14 protein-coding genes are annotated in these 15065 nt (G+C 59.6%); 4 read left to right on the top strand and 10 right to left on the bottom strand.

Features of this window, described 5'->3' with window-relative positions:
• Positions 1-37: 37 nt before the first annotated feature.
• Positions 38-1210, top strand: a complete 1173-nt coding sequence (locus GQB03_RS15515) for an O-succinylhomoserine sulfhydrylase (protein WP_159691344.1) — start codon at positions 38-40, stop codon at positions 1208-1210.
• A gap of 76 nt (positions 1211-1286) precedes the next feature.
• Here the strand turns inward: GQB03_RS15515 and GQB03_RS15510 are convergent, their stop codons facing one another.
• The 5 genes from GQB03_RS15510 to GQB03_RS15490 all read right to left on the bottom strand — a co-directional run bounded on the left by GQB03_RS15510 (position 1287) and on the right by GQB03_RS15490 (position 5427).
• Positions 1287-2051 carry a UDP-2,3-diacylglucosamine diphosphatase gene (locus tag GQB03_RS15510; RefSeq protein WP_159691341.1) on the bottom strand — a complete coding sequence of 255 codons (765 nt, stop codon included), beginning with the start codon at positions 2049-2051 and terminating at the stop codon, positions 1287-1289.
• Positions 2051-2539 (bottom strand): peptidylprolyl isomerase, encoded by a 489-nt coding sequence (locus GQB03_RS15505; protein WP_159691338.1) that lies wholly within the window; start codon positions 2537-2539, stop codon positions 2051-2053. Before GQB03_RS15505 ends, GQB03_RS15510 begins: the two co-directional genes overlap by 1 nt.
• 16 nt (positions 2540-2555) lie before the next feature.
• Positions 2556-3128 carry a peptidylprolyl isomerase gene (locus GQB03_RS15500; RefSeq protein WP_159691335.1) on the bottom strand — a complete coding sequence of 191 codons (573 nt, stop codon included), beginning with the start codon at positions 3126-3128 and terminating at the stop codon, positions 2556-2558.
• A gap of 66 nt (positions 3129-3194) precedes the next feature.
• Positions 3195-4331 (bottom strand): L,D-transpeptidase family protein, encoded by a 1137-nt coding sequence (locus GQB03_RS15495; protein WP_159691332.1) that lies wholly within the window; start codon positions 4329-4331, stop codon positions 3195-3197.
• Positions 4332-4407: 76 nt separating this feature from the next.
• Positions 4408-5427, bottom strand: a complete 1020-nt coding sequence (locus GQB03_RS15490) for a nuclear transport factor 2 family protein (protein ID WP_159691329.1) — start codon at positions 5425-5427, stop codon at positions 4408-4410.
• Positions 5428-5629: 202 nt separating this feature from the next.
• Between GQB03_RS15490 and cysS the strand changes: the two genes are divergently transcribed.
• The gene (gene cysS / locus GQB03_RS15485; protein WP_159691326.1) at positions 5630-7015 is read left to right on the top strand and encodes a cysteine--tRNA ligase; all 1386 of its coding nucleotides are present in this window, start codon (positions 5630-5632) and stop codon (positions 7013-7015) included.
• 53 nt (positions 7016-7068) lie between these two features.
• Positions 7069-7785, top strand: a complete 717-nt coding sequence (locus GQB03_RS15480) for a Crp/Fnr family transcriptional regulator (RefSeq protein WP_159691323.1) — start codon at positions 7069-7071, stop codon at positions 7783-7785.
• Between the two features lie 36 nt (positions 7786-7821).
• On the opposite strand, the gene GQB03_RS15475 is transcribed toward GQB03_RS15480, so the two are convergent.
• The 4 genes from GQB03_RS15475 to grpE all read right to left on the bottom strand — a co-directional run bounded on the left by GQB03_RS15475 (position 7822) and on the right by grpE (position 12954).
• Complete coding sequence (locus GQB03_RS15475) at positions 7822-8958, bottom strand: ABC transporter substrate-binding protein (RefSeq protein WP_159691320.1); 1137 nt, start codon at positions 8956-8958, stop codon at positions 7822-7824.
• A 185-nt stretch (positions 8959-9143) separates the two neighbouring features.
• A complete protein-coding gene (gene dnaJ, locus GQB03_RS15470; RefSeq protein ID WP_159691317.1) occupies positions 9144-10265 on the bottom strand; it encodes a molecular chaperone DnaJ in 1122 nt (373 codons plus the stop codon).
• Between the two features lie 104 nt (positions 10266-10369).
• A complete protein-coding gene (gene dnaK / locus GQB03_RS15465; protein WP_159691315.1) occupies positions 10370-12298 on the bottom strand; it encodes a molecular chaperone DnaK in 1929 nt (642 codons plus the stop codon).
• 86 nt (positions 12299-12384) lie between these two features.
• Complete coding sequence (gene grpE / locus GQB03_RS15460) at positions 12385-12954, bottom strand: nucleotide exchange factor GrpE (protein WP_159691312.1); 570 nt, start codon at positions 12952-12954, stop codon at positions 12385-12387.
• 173 nt (positions 12955-13127) lie between these two features.
• On the opposite strand from grpE, the gene GQB03_RS15455 reads away from it, so the two are divergent.
• Positions 13128-14489 carry a protein kinase domain-containing protein gene (locus GQB03_RS15455; RefSeq protein WP_159691309.1) on the top strand — a complete coding sequence of 454 codons (1362 nt, stop codon included), beginning with the start codon at positions 13128-13130 and terminating at the stop codon, positions 14487-14489.
• A gap of 9 nt (positions 14490-14498) precedes the next feature.
• On the opposite strand, the gene trxC is transcribed toward GQB03_RS15455, so the two are convergent.
• Complete coding sequence (trxC, locus tag GQB03_RS15450; protein WP_159691306.1) at positions 14499-14933, bottom strand: thioredoxin TrxC; 435 nt, start codon at positions 14931-14933, stop codon at positions 14499-14501.
• Positions 14934-15065 lie beyond the last annotated feature (132 nt).

The following is a 15065-nucleotide window of genomic DNA, read 5'->3' as shown; positions in this document are numbered from 1 at the left end:
ACGGCATCTTGAGAAACGACCCGGCAGCGGATCCGCAATGAACGAATTTGAATTCGATACCCTGGCAGTTCGGGCCGGAACCGATCGCAGCCAGTTCAACGAGCATAGCGAGGCGCTCTATCTGACCTCGAGTTTCGTGTTCGAGAATGCGGCGCAGGCAGCGGCGCGATTCTCGGGCGCGGAAGAGGGCAATGTCTATGCCCGCTTCACCAACCCGACCGTCACCGCGATGCAGACGAGACTGGCTGCACTTGAAGGCGCAGAAGCTTGCATTGCGACGGCATCGGGGATGTCGGCCATCCTGTCGACCGTGATGGCCCTCATGAAGGCGGGTGATCATGTCGTCGCGTCGCGTGGACTGTTTGGTTCGACGCAGCAACTGTTCTCGAATGTGATGTCGAAGTTCGGCATCGAGACGACATTCGTGCCGGCAACCGATCTCGCGGCCTATCGTTCGGCGGTTCGACCGGAAACGCGCCTTTTCTTCGTCGAGACGCCATCTAATCCGCTCACCGAACTTGTCGACATTGCGGCGGTTGCAGAGATAGCGCACGAGGCAGGTGCGCTGCTTGCGGTTGACAACTGCTTCTGTACGCCTGCACTGCAGCGACCGCTCGAGTTCGGCGCCGATCTTGTGATCCACTCCGCGACAAAATACCTGGATGGCCAGGGGCGGGTGCTTGGTGGTGCGGTGGCCGGTCCGAAATCGCTGACGGAAGAGATTTTCCGATTCCTGCGTACCGCTGGCCCGAGCATCTCGCCGTTCAATGCATGGATCATTCTCAAGGGCCTGGAGACCCTGCGTGTCCGCATGGAAGCGCAATCGTCGGCTGCGCTTCAGCTCGGCTCGTGGCTGGAGCAGCAAGCACGGGTTTCCAGGGTGTTCTATCCCGGACTTCCCTCACATCCGCAGTACGAACTGGCCCTTCGTCAGCAGCGCAGCGGTGCAGCGATTGTCAGCTTCGAGGTCGATGGTGGTCGTGCGGAGGCGTGGAAAGTGGTCGACAACTGCAAGGTGATGTCTATCACTGCGAATCTGGGCGACACCAAAACCACGATCACTCATCCCGCGTCGACCACCCACGGGCGGATATCGGCCGAGGCACGGGCGGAGGCTGGCATCAAGGAGGGGCTCCTGCGAATTGCGGTCGGCCTTGAATCGGTCGAGGATCTGAAGGCTGACCTGGCTCGCGGACTGGCCCTGATCTGATCGTCAGCCCTCGTCGGGCTACTTGGCCTTTAACCAGCGGACGGCTGCCACGACTGCGGTCTGCCCGGATGTCGGGTCAGTCTTGGGCAGTCTCCGGTATGTAAACACGATCATGCAGCATTCCGGTCGACCATTCGAGATAGGGCGCGCTTGCGTTCCAGTCGGATAGCACGATACGTCTGCACAGTCTGCCATCCACGGTATGTTCGTGCCAGGCGGGGCGATGAGTATGCCCGTGGATCAGCGTCGGATAGTCATGGGCGCGGAGCAGGCGCTCGACTGCCGACATGTTGACGTCCATTATCTCCGATGCCTTTTGCGTCTTTTCGGATTCGCTGCGGGTGCGTATCTCTTCGACAAGCCTGCGACGGATGGCCAAGGGTTGCGAGAGAAAGCCCTCTTGCCAGCTGAGATCGCGTACCTGCTTACGAAATGCCTGATAGGCGATGTCATCGGTGCATAGCTGGTCGCCATGGCTCAGCAGGTAGTTGCCGTCCATCAGCTGCAACTCGAATGGATCGTCAATGCGTTCGATCCCCGCCTCGGTGGCGTACGAGGCTCCGAGCAGAAAATCACGATTCCCGGCCATGAAACGGATCCGGACGCCGGAATCCCGGACGGTCCTGAACGCGCCGGCAATCAGTGTCTTGAAATCCGTCGTATCGTCGTCACCCGCCCAGTATTCGAAGAGGTCGCCGAGGATATAGAGCTCACTGCATCGCGACGCTGGCCCTTCGAGGAATCCAAGCAAGGCCCGCGTCGTCGTCGGGCGGCCCTCGCAAAGATGAAGGTCGGAAATGAACAGAATCGTCCGTTCGGTTCCGACCGTTCCGGTTTCCATCAAACGACTTCTGCGCGCTCGATGATCACGTCTTCCTTCGGTACATCCTGATGGAATCCGCTGCGGCCCGTCTTGACCGATTTGATTTTCTCGACGACGTCCATGCCTGCGGTGACTTTACCGAAAACGCAATACCCCCAGCCGTCCTGCCCTGGATGATCGAGAAAAGCGTTATCGCTTACGTTGATGAAGAACTGAGCAGTTGCCGAATGAGGGTCGTTGGTACGGGCCATTGCCACCGAACCAAGCACATTCTTGAGCCCGTTGGCTGCTTCGTTCTTGATCGGAGCGCCGCAGCGTTTCTGAGTCATGCCCGGAGTGAAGCCGCCTCCCTGAATCATGAAGCCGTCGATGACGCGATGAAAGATCGTATTGTCGTAATGGCCTGCCTCGACATAGTCGGTGAAGTTCTTTGCCGTTTCGGGCGCCTTGTCGGCGTCCAGCTCAATGGTTATGAGGCCGAGGTTTGTGTGCAGATTGACTGCCATGTTGATCTCCGTAGGGTTATTTGTCGGCTTTGACATCTTCGATGATGCGTACCGACTTGATGACGACCGGTTGGGCGGGTACGTCCTGGTAGTAACCGACAGTAGTTGTCTTGACCTTGCCGATCTGACGCACCACCTCCAGCCCCTTTGTGACCTTGCCGAATACTGCATAGCCCCACCCATCGAAGGACGGATAGTCGAGTGACGGGTTATCTACCAGGTTGATGAAAAACTGCGCTGCCGCCGAGTGCGGATCACGCGTTCGCGCCATGGCGATCGTTCCGATCTGGTTGTGCAGACCGTTCTTCGCCTCGTTCCGGATGGGCTCCCGGGTCGGCTTTTCCTTCATGTTGGCGTCGAAACCACCGCCCTGGATCATGAATCCATCGATCACGCGATGAAACACGGTTCCCGCATAGAAGCCGCTGCGGGCGTAGTTCAGAAAGTTCTCTACGGTTCCAGGGGCCTTTTCGGGATAGAGTTCGATCGACATGGAGCCTGCGGAAGTTTCCAATTCGACCACGGGATTGGCAGCAGCCGCAGCAAAGGCGAAACCAGCCAGCAAGCTGGTGGCCAGAAAGTTCTTCATGTGAATGTCCTCGGGAATGCGGGGCCTGTTTCGGGCGTACGGCGTTGGTATTGATCTTGAGTCAAGTCAGGCGGGGCCTTCGTAGGCGATCTTCCATTGCCCCTGCTCCTTGATCCAGTATTGCCGCTTGCGCAAAGAGTCGTTCAGATTGTTGCTCTGGTAGTCCTGCCTGAACGTGACCACTACCATTTCTTCACTTCCGGGGTTGCGGAACATGCTCAGTTCATTGAGCCTGACCTTCACCCAATCCTTGCTTGCATTGATCTGACGTTTGGATTTGGCCCAGGCGGTTCTGTCTTGCTGATCACTGTGAAAGCTGCTCGCGTAGTGTGTGAGATAGCGGTCCGTATCGCGGCTCTCCCAGTCGCGGCGCCATGATTCGATTGCCTTGTTGAGCGCCGAACGCTCCGCTTGCCAGCTGTCGAGACTCAACCATTCGACCTGATCACTGATGATGACGGGGGTCTCACCCGGTGTCACGTAATTGGAGAGCGCGTTGAAGTCCTGGTTCGCCAACACGACGCAACCGTCAGATGCCAACGGGGGTCTCGAATAGGTGTCACTCTGCGTTCCATGGAGCCAGATTCCGTGTCCCGTACGTTTCTCCCGTTTGTCCCACTCGTTTGGATAATTGAGCGGAAAGGCGCCGCTGCCATAGAGATCGGCGAGTTTGTCGCCAGGGATGGCGGAAGTTACGTGGTAGACCCCGATCGGCGTGCGCTTGTCGCCTTCCCTCCATTTGTCGGAACCGGCCTTGCCGTGGGTGACGTAATAGTCGGCGACGAATCGGGGTTTGCCCTTGTCATTGCGGTAGACGTAAAGCCGCGAGCGTTTCGTGTCCACTACAACGGCATAGGCCTGGCCGGGGGACATTTCCAGGAGGTAACGGGGTACGGAATTTGTCTTGGGTCTGTCGCGATAACCCCGAAGACGGGCGATGGCCTCGGCTCTCAAGCCATCAAGATTTTCGCGTGATGCGCCGTCGACATTTCCGAACCGCTTCAAGGCGCCCGCGTGTGAGAGTAGCAAATCACCCTTGATGAGATGTCCGAGGCGAAAGTTCGGATAGTACTTGAGCAGGGTTTCCGTGCGTGTCAGGGCACTGTCGAGGCGGTTGTTCTCGATATCCAGGAAAATCGCCTCGAGAGCGGCTTCGGGGCCTCCATCTGAAATCGCGGTGCTCGGACCCGCGACCGCCGGCATGCCACATGCCGCGAGCAATGCGCCAATGAACAGAAGACGCGAGATTGGCACGCGGATCAACGTGAAACGAAACGAGTCAACCACCAACGATTTCCTGCTGAATGCGCCACTGGTTGCTCCGTTTGATGAGAAGCAATCGTTTCGTGGTCGATGCGTCGAAATTATTCGAGTTGTAATGCTGGCGGAAACGGGCCTCTGCGCGGTCCCCATCGACCTTGACACTCAGATTCTCCAGCTCGACGGAGATCGTGCCGGGCTTTCCGACCCGCTGACTACGTTCGTCTTCCCAGGCCTTGCGGCTGCGACCGCCGGGAGTCTTGAAGTCGCGGTCATACGATGCGAGATAGGCGCGCACGTCCTTGCGGGACCACGCTGAAGCCCAGCTCCTGACGGCCTTTTGGACGGCCTGTTCGTCTTCGGCCGATGCAGGCGCAGCAACTACCTGTGACGGGGTCGGTCTGGCAGACGCGGCCGGGGCCTCGGCTTTCACCGTTGCGACGGGTTCGCGCGCCGCCGTGCTCGCCGCAGGCGCGGGCTCGACAGTTTGTGGTCGGGCGGCTGCTACCGCAGTTGCGCCTGACTTCGATGACGCGGTGATCAATTCGCGAATCAGCGCGAGCTTGGTCTGGGCGCCGACATTGGCCGAATCGATCTGCAAGGCCTTGTTGTACGCTTCGTTCGCGAGCCGGGCGTAGACGTCTCCGAGGTTCTCATGGGCTGTCGCGTAGGCAGGGTGGGTCCGAATTGCCATTTCAAGAGCGCTCTTGGCCTTGTCGAACTGCTTCTGCTGGGCATAGAGCACGGCCAGATTGTTGTACGGCTCGGGCAATTCAGGGAAATCGGTCGTCAGGGCCTGGAACGCGGCGATTGCCTCGGTCGGTCGTCCCAACTCGGTGAGGGCGACGCCCCGCAGAAAGCGCAGCTGAGGATCCTTTGGTTGTGCCGCCAGGAGGCGATCGGCACTGTCCAGTGCTTTTGAAAACTGGCCTTGTTTCAGCAGTAACTGTACGTCTGCCGGATTCGCGTAAACGGTCAGGGAGAAGCACGCGGCCGCCAGAAACGGCACGGCTTGATGCAGGAAGGAGCGAATTTTCATTGTGATATTATGGCCAGAACGTGCCGGTTCGCTATTTGGAAGAATCAACGCAGCATTTTACCAACAAGGTAAACGCCCTCACAATCAAGCGTTCGGTGATGGGGGCGGAAAATGGCACGAGTACACGCGGGCCTCGATTCGGGGCCCGCTTGCGTTCAGGATTTAAGTCAATCGTATCAACTCCTTAGTGGAGCTGTGTGCAATGCTCAGTATTTTTAACACGCTGACCAGGGAAAAGGAAAAATTCTCGTCAATTGAGCCTGGAAAAGTCAGGATGTACGTCTGCGGGATGACGGTCTACGACTATTGCCACCTCGGTCATGCGCGTGTCCTGGTGACCTTCGACGTCGTCGCGAGATGGTTGCGGACGTCGGGCTTCGATGTCACCTACGTACGGAATATCACGGACATTGACGACAAGATCATCCGAAGGGCGCAGGAAAACGGTGAGACGGTGCGTTCCCTGACCGACCGTTTCATTGCCGCAATGCACGAAGACTGTGCGGCGCTCGGGGTGCAAAGTCCGGAGCATGAGCCGCGGGCGACCGAATTCGTACCGCAGATGCAAAGCATGATCTCCAGGCTCGAGGCGCGTGGCCTGGCTTACCTCGCCGCAAACCGCGACGTTTGCTTTTCGGTACGGAAGTTCGACGGTTACGGGCGCTTGTCGGGAAAATCGCTTGACGACCTGCGTGCTGGCGAACGGGTCGATGTAGCGTCCGACAAGCAGGATCCGCTCGATTTCGTCCTGTGGAAACATGCCAGGGAAGACGAGCCTGAGGAGGTCAAGTGGCCGTCGTCCTGGGGGGCAGGGCGGCCTGGATGGCATATCGAATGCTCTGCGATGAGTTCCGAGTTGCTCGGTGCTCATTTCGATATTCACGGCGGGGGGCAGGATCTGCAGTTTCCGCACCACGAAAACGAAATAGCTCAGAGCGAGGGCGCAAACGGTTGCACCTTCGTGAACTACTGGATGCACAACGGATTCGTGCGGGTCGACAACGAAAAGATGTCGAAGTCGCTCGGAAATTTTTTCACTATCCGGGACGTACTCAAACGGTTTGATGCTGAGGTGCTGCGCTTCTTCATCATCCGCGCGCACTATCGTAGTCCGCTCAATTATTCCGACACGCATCTTGAGGACGCGCGAAACGCACTCGATCGACTGTATACCGCGCTCAGAAACGTTCCGGCGGCGGCTGTCGCCGCGGACTTTGAGGAGCCCCACGGTCGGCGTTTTGCGGCGGCGATGGACGATGATTTCAATACTGCGGAGGCTGTGGCGGTACTGTTTGACCTTGCCGGTGAGGTCAATCGGACGCGGTCTCCCGCGTTGGCGTCCCAGCTGAGGGCGCTCGGCGGTATCGTTGGTCTGCTGCAGAGAGATCCGGCGAGCTATCTACAGTCGGCAGCGGGTGGGGATGAATGCGGATTGAGTTCTTCCGAGATCGAGGCTCGTATCGCATGTCGTGCGCAAGCGAAGAAGGCACGTGATTTTGGCGAAGCGGATCGCATTCGCGCGGAACTGTTGGCAGCTGGCATAGTCCTTGAGGATGGTGCGCAGGGGACTGTCTGGCGGCGCGCCTGAATGCCGGACCAATCTATCCGCGGGGTGCGATGTGGCGCCCCGTTTTGGTTGAAATGAGATACGTCAAGATTCGATCAGAATGGCTGGGCCACAGCGATTGCTCGACCTGTCAGGTTCGCAGCGACGCATTGTTTTCGGTCCTCGACCAAGCGGACATTGAGCCGATTGCCTGCAAGCTCGATGACCTGAGTTTCCCTGCTTCAAGTGTGGTCTTTCACCAGGGAGCCCTGCCGGATGCCGTCTATACGGTACGGGAGGGGGCGATCAAGCTGATCCGCTATCTCGCGAATGGTGATCGTCGCATCGTGGGTGTGCTCAAACCCGGAGACCTTGCTGGTCTCGAGGCTTTTTCGGACGAGCCGTACTCATGTTCGGGCATCACACTTGGCGAAGTCCGGGCTTGTCGGATTCCTTCGTCGCTGATCTGCTCGCTTGCCGAGAAGAACGAGGCGCTGCGCCGACGTATTTTCGAGAAGTATCAGGCGGCGTTGCGTGAGTCCGGCGCCTGGTTGTCCGAGCTGGCCGCCGGCAGCGGTTCCGCGCGGGTACGGATGGCGCGGCTGTTGTTGCGCCTGAGAAGATCAAATTCGTGCGACGAGGTGTTTCGCTTCGGGGTCGAGGATCTTGGCGCCATGCTGGGCATTTCCGTGGAAACCGCGAGCCGTGTACTTGCTGCATTGAAGCGCGAGAACGTGCTCGGACCGGCATCCCGCGGCCAATTTCATTTTTCAGCCGATCTCAGCGCATTGGAGCGGATCGCGGCCGGGTGAAGTGGCCGAGGCCGGCCGCGTCGCAAGTCAGCGATGTCAGGGCGCGAAACTGCTGCGACTGATCACCACGAGATCGACGTAGTCCGAGGCTGCCCGCCGACGCGACGTGAAATCGACCGTCCAGCCACCCAGATCCCATTTGTTGATGCTTTCGAGCGCTGATACCAAGCGTGCTCGGTCAAGATCCGGCCCGGCCCGGCGCAGCGCCTCCGAGAATATCTTGGCCGCCATGTAACCTTCCTGGGCGGCATAGCTGAGTGGGCTCTTCGCCAGTTTTGCCACGTTGCGGTATTCGTTCGCAACAGGGCTTTCGAAGCGATAAGGTGACGGCACTACCTGCGAAATGACCAGGCCATGTGCAAGTTCCCCAAGGTCATGGCTCAACTGGCTGCTGCTGATTACCGACAATCCATAGATCATTGGTCTTGCGTCGGTGGCCATGAGCCTGCGTACGAAAGCGCTCGAGCTGTTACCCGCCGTGACGAGGATGACCGCGGCGGGATTGATTGTCGCTATCCGGGTGGCGACGGCGGTCGCGTTTTCACCACTGGCCTCGATCGGAACGATCGCCACAGGTTTCAGCGAACGTTCTGCGAGCGCTTGCACGGCCGCATTCATGCCGAATTCACCGAATGCGTCCGCATGGTGAACAATGGCGATCGAGCGTACCCCTGTTCCGGAGAGATGATCGAGGATCTTCTCGATCTCCTGCCTATACGAGGCACGCACGTGAAACACCCCCCGGCGGGGCTTTTCGCGCAGGCTGTCTGCGCCTGTGTAGGGTGCAAAGAATGGTACACCGCGTTCCGCGGCAAGTGGAATCACCTGTTGGCTCGGGCCGGTTCCAAAACAGCCGAAGAGCGCAAATACGCGATCCTCGTCGATCAGCTTGCGGGCGTTCTGCAACGCGCGTTCGGGTTGGTAGCCGTCGTCGAGGGTACGCAATTCCACCCGTCGGCCATTGATGCCGCCTGAGGCATTTACCTTGTCGAAATAGAGCCTGGCGCCGCCCAGGTACTCTCCGCTCAGCTGCGCAAGCGGGCCGCTGGCAGCGCCGGTCTGTCCGAGCAGGATATGGCTGGCGCTGATGCCTTCCTCGGCATGCAGGCCGACGGCAGACATCAATGCGAAAGCAGCCGTGAGCAGATATCTCTTGAATCCTATCGCGGGCATGGCAGGCCTGAGTGCGTGGTTGGTCGAGGTGCAGGGAGGGCGAGTATGCACCTTCGCCGTGACGAAGCTCAGAACCCGCGCGCCGATCGTGGCATGAGGGCCGACGACCGGCGTTTTCAGCGTAGCGGGAGATTCAAGCGGGGGGGCGATCGTTCCCCCCGGGAGCCCATCCGGAAGGCCCGGCGTTACCCGCCGAAGAAGTCCTTCACCTTGTCCATCCAGGACTTTGCCTTTGGATTGTGCCGATCCGCGTTGCTGTTTGAGATCTCATCGAATTCCCGCAGCAGTTCCTTCTGCCGGTCTGTCAGCTTGACCGGCGTCTCGACGACTACATGACAAAGCAGATCACCGGGCGCATGGCTGCGCACGTTGCGGATACCCTTGCCGCGAAGGCGGAAAACCTTGCCGCTTTGCGTTTCGTTCGGAACCTTGATCCGAGCCATCCCGTCCAGCGTCGGAATCTCGATTTCGCCGCCCAGCGCAGCCGTGGCGAAGCTGACAGGCATCTCGCAATGCAGATCGTCGCCGTCGCGCTGGAAGACCGGGTGTGACTTGATGTGGATCTCGACATAGAGATCGCCGGCGGGGCCGCCATTGATGCCTGGTTCTCCGTGCCCGCCGTGACGCAACCGCATGCCGTCGTCGATGCCGGCCGGGATCTTGACCTCTAGTGTCTTCTGCCGCTTGACGCGTCCAGCGCCGCCGCACGCCGAGCAGGGTTCCGGAATGATGCGGCCCGAGCCGTGGCATTTCGGGCAGGTCTGCTGGATCGAAAAGAAACCCTGCTGGATACGGACCTGACCGGCGCCGCCACAGGTGGTGCAAGGCTTCGGCTGGGTGCCAGGCTTCGCACCGCTGCCATGGCAGGTGTCGCAGTTGTCGAGGGTCGGAATGCGAATTGTCTTTTCGGCGCCTCGGGCGGCTTCTTCGAGCGAAATCTCGAGGTTGTAGCGCAGATCCGCACCGCGATAGACGTTCGAACGTCCGCGCCCGCCCCCGCCGAAGATGTCGCCGAAAATGTCGCTGAACGCATCTCCGAAGCCATCGAATCCCTGGCCGGCGCCGCCTCCACCCATCGATGGATCGACACCGGCATGGCCGTATCGATCATAGGCCGCCTTCTTGTCGGGGTCCGACAATACTTCGTAGGCTTCCTTGGCTTCCTTGAATTTCTCTTCGGCGTCCTTGCTGTCCGGGTTTCGATCCGGATGGTGTTTCATGGCCAGCTTGCGGTAGGCCTTCTTGATATCGTCGTCCCCGGCATCCCGATTCAGGCCGAGAACCTCGTAGTAATCCCTTTTCGCCATGGTTGTTCTGGTTCACTTGTGCAAAGGCCGAGCCGTGCGGTGCGCTTCGCACCGAACGGCCCGGCCGGGTGTTTCAGAGTCGCTGTATATGCGGTCGTCCTGGCTTACTTCTGGTCCTTCACTTCGGTGAACTCCGCATCTACCACATCGGCGTCGTCGGCCTTCTTGCTGCCCTGCGAGCTGCCTTCGCCCTGCGGCTGGCCAGCCTCGGCCTGAGCCTGTGCATACATGTGCTCACCGAGCTTCTGGCTGGCCTGGGCGAGCGCCTCGCTCTTGGCATCGATTGCAGCCTTGTCGTTGCCCTTGATGGCTTCTTCGGCTTCCTTGATGGCTTCCTCGATCTTGGCCTTTTCGTCGGCGCCGACCTTGTCGCCGTGCTCGGCCACTGCCTTCTTCGCCGAATGTACCAATCCGTCGAGCTGGTTGCGTGCGTCGACCAGTTCGTGCGTCTTTTTGTCTTCCTCGGCGTGCGCCGCCGCATCCTGCACCATGCGCTCGACTTCCTCGTCCGACAGACCCGAGTTGGCCTTGATGGTGATCTTGTTCTCCTTGCCGGTCGCCTTGTCCTTGGCCGACACGTGGAGGATACCGTTGGCGTCGATGTCGAAGGTCACCTCGATCTGCGGCATGCCGCGCGGCGATGGCGGGATGTCGCTCAGGTTGAACTGCCCCAGGCTCTTGTTGCCGCTGGCAATCTCGCGCTCGCCCTGCAGCACGTGGATGGTCACTGCGCTCTGGTTGTCCTCGGCGGTCGAGAACACCTGGCTGGCCTTGGTCGGGATCGTCGTGTTCTTCTGGATGAGCTTGGTCATTACGCCGCCGAGCGTCTCGATACCCAGCGACAACGGGGTCACGTCGAGCAGCAGCACGTCCTTGACTTCACCCTGCAGCACGCCGCCCTGAATCGAAGCGCCTACTGCCACGGCTTCGTCGGGGTTGACGTCCTTGCGCGGTTCCTTGCCGAAGAACTCCTTGACCTTCTCCTGCACCTTGGGCATGCGGGTCTGGCCACCGACGAGAATCACGTCGTCGATGTCGGTGATCTTCACGCCGGCGTCCTTCAGGGCCACGCGGCAGGGTTCGATGGTGCGCGCAACCAGATCCTCGACCAGAGACTCGAACTTGGCGCGGGTGATCTTCACCGCCAGGTGCTTCGGTCCGGTGGCGTCCGCGGTGATGTACGGCAGATTGACTTCCGTCTGGCTACCGGACGACAACTCGATCTTGGCCTTCTCGGCGGCTTCCTTGAGACGCTGCAGCGCAAGCACGTCGTTCTTGAGATCGACGCCTTGGTCCTTCTTGAACTCGGTGACGATGTAATCGATGATGCGCTGGTCGAAATCCTCGCCGCCGAGGAAGGTGTCGCCGTTGGTAGCCAGCACTTCGAACTGGTGTTCGCCGTCGATGTCGGCGATCTCGATGATCGAGATGTCGAAGGTGCCGCCGCCGAGGTCATATACTGCGATCTTGGAGTCGCCCGGCTTCTTGTCCATGCCGAAGGCGAGCGCGGCAGCAGTCGGTTCGTTGATGATGCGCTTCACTTCCAGGCCGGCGATCTTGCCCGCATCCTTGGTCGCCTGGCGCTGGCTGTCGTTGAAATAGGCCGGCACCGTGATGACGGCTTCGGTCACTTCTTCGCCCAGGTAGTCCTCAGCGGTTTTCTTCATCTTGCGCAGCACTTCGGCGGAAACCTGCGGCGGGGCAATCTTCTTGCCGCGCACCTCGACCCAGGCGTCGCCATTGTCCGCCTTGGCGATCGAGTAGGGCATCAGATCGATGTCCTTTTGCACTTCCTTCTCTTCGAAGCGCCGGCCGATCAGGCGCTTGATCGCGAACAGCGTGTTCTTGGCGTTGGTCACGGCCTGACGCTTGGCCGGTGCGCCGGTCAGAATCTCGCCGTCTTCGGCATAGGCGACTACTGACGGCGTTGTGCGGGCGCCTTCGGAGTTCTCGATGACCTTCGGCTTGCCGCCTTCCATCACGGAGACGCAGCTGTTGGTGGTGCCGAGGTCAATACCAATGATCTTTCCCATGCTTGTTCCTTTATCTCTGAATTCTCAAATCGATCCGGTTGCGGCGGATCGTGTCTGCATCGAATATGGGGCGTTCCGGTCCGGTTTCAAGCGCCTTTCGTCTTGGAAACGATAACCAGTGCGGGTCGGATCACGCGTTCGTTCAGGAGGTAGCCCTTCTGCAGCACCGTGATGACCGTATTCGGCTCGCCGTCGGCTTCCACCGTGCTGATCGCCTGATGCCTGTTGGGGTCGAATTTCGCTCCGGCAGGGTTCTCCTCGGTCAGCTTTGCACCGTCGAATGCGGACACTAGCTGCTTGAGGGTCAGTTCGACGCCCTCACGCATGTTCTCGATGGTGGCGTTCTCGGTCGCGAGTGCGGCTTCCAGGCTATCCTTGACGGGAAGCATCGCCTGGGCGAATTTTTCGGCGGCAAACTTCGTGGCCTTGGCGATGTCTTCCTGCGCCCTGCGCCGGATGTTCTCTGCATCGGCCTTGGCGCGCAGCCAGGCGTCGTGGTGTTCGGCTGCCTTCAGCTCGGCGAGGCGCAGCGCTTCTTCAAGGCTTGGCATCACGTCAGCTGCGGCGCCCGCGTCCATCGTCGTGGCCTGATCATCGTTCGGCTGGACCTGCTCCGCGGATTGATCTGCAGCTGTATCGGGATTCTGGTCTTGCATCGTACAAAGCTCCTAAAATCAACCTTTCAGCTAGTGGGGGCGCTGTGTTGGAATTTCAAGGGGCGTGCACGAAATTGATGAAAAGCGTTGCGGATCTCTACACAGGCACGGGTCATGACACAATTGCACCACGATATTCTGACGACGCCGACGTGTGGCGTTGAGAGATAGCCATGACAGCTGCACCCGAGAAGATCGGTAAGTACAGGATTGTCCGTGAGGTGGGACGGGGCGCGACGGCGACTGTCTACCTTGCCGAGAATCCGCACTATCCCGAGCCGGTGGCAGTCAAGTACATCCGCTTCGACGACAAGGCGAAGGACGAGGCCAAATGGAACCGGCGGCTTCTGAAGCTCCTCAAGGCTGAACAGTCCGTAGCCCGGCGCCTCAACCATCCGAACATCATCAAGATTTTCGAAGCGGTCGTGACGGAGCGGGAAGCCTATGTGGTCATGGAGTATTTCCCCGGCGATACGCTCGAGCGACATTGCAATTTCGAGCGGTTGCTTCCCATACATCGCACCATAGGCATCATCTTCAAGTGCTGCATGGCGCTGGACTACGCCTATCGACAGGGCATCGTGCATCGTGACATCAAGCCGGCCAACATCCTGGTGGATGACAAGGACAACGTAAAGATCACCGACTTCGGACTGGCGCTGAACATCAACAAGCAGAGTCACTCCGACTCGACCTTCATCATGGGCGTTGGGTCGCCCGCGTACATGTCGCCGGAGCAGATCAAGAACTATCCGCTCAACCAGAAGACTGATCTCTATTCACTCGGCGTCGTGTTGTTTCACCTGCTGGCGGGCCGTTTGCCGTTTCGTGCCCGCAATGCCGCGCAACTCATCTACAAGATCATCAACGCGGACCCGCCCTCGGTCAGCCAGCTCAATCCCGATGTGCCGGAGCAGATGAACAATCTGATCCGCAAGGCGCTCGAAAAGGATCTTTACTCGCGCTACAAGAACGGAGCCGAATTCGCCAAGGATCTTTCGGCGGTGCGCTACAAGATCGTCGACGACAAGTACGTGCCGCCGGATACCAGTCGGTTTTCGATACTCCGCAAGCAGACGTTCTTTACCGAGTTTGACGATCTGGACATCTGGGAAGTACTGCGGATGTCTGCATGGCGCCGGATCGAGGCAAATGTGACGGTCGTGCGCGAGGGTGACGCCGATCAGCGTTTCGGGATGGTCATCGAAGGAAAGGTCGAAGCGTCGGTCGGGGGGCGCAAGGTGGCCGACCTCGGTGAAGGTGAGGTGTTCGGTGAACTGGCGTATCTGGATAGCCTGGAACACAAGCACATGATGACGATCGTCTCGCTCGAGCCGACGACCTATATCGAATTCAATCCGGCTGCACTGGCGCTGGCGACCGAAGAATGTCTGGCCGTGTTGCGCAAGGCGCTTACCACGCTGGTGGCGCGGCGCCTGGGCTCGGCGAGCCGGCAACTCTCCGCTTCGGGGGAGGTTGCAACGAAGGGCAGCGCGATGGCGTCGGGATTCGAGATGCAGCTGGTCGACGACTGAGCGGTGCCTTCAGAGCTTCGAGCGCGTCCAGCTGACCAGAGACCCACTGTCCATTGCACCTGATTGCCTCGCAATCTCGCGGCCACCGCTGAACAGGATCAGCGTGGGGATGCTGCGGATCCCGAAGCGACCAGCCAGTGCCTGCTCGGCCTCGGTGTTCAGCTTGGCGAGCCGTACGCGGGGTTCGAGCTGTCTGGCTGCGGCTTCGAAAGCGGGCGCCATCATGCGACAGGGGCCGCACCATGGAGCCCAGAAGTCCACCAGGACGGGGATCGTCGAGCGCTCGACGTGAGCCGAGAAGTTCGATGCGTCGAGTTCAACCGGCTTGCCCGCAAACAGGGCCTTCTTGCATCGACCGCAGGTACCGCCTTCCGACAGGCGCTCTTCCGGGACACGGTTGAGACTGTGACAATGGGGGCAGGCCACCAATAGTGAAGAGAGCATGAGTGTCTCCATATCAGCAATGGCTGATAAAGTGAGGCCGATTCCGAGCGCTTCAAGTCCTTCTTCGTTTTCGGACGTGCCTAAAGTTTGATTTCGCCGCGCCGAAAGAACTCCTGTGTCATCCGCACGGAT

This window comes from Cognatazoarcus halotolerans, from assembly GCF_009800965.1.
In the GTDB taxonomy this organism is placed as follows: domain Bacteria; phylum Pseudomonadota; class Gammaproteobacteria; order Burkholderiales; family Rhodocyclaceae; genus Cognatazoarcus; species Cognatazoarcus halotolerans.
The sequence above is the reverse complement of the archived record's forward strand: the minus strand, read 5'-3'. Positions and strand labels throughout refer to the sequence as shown.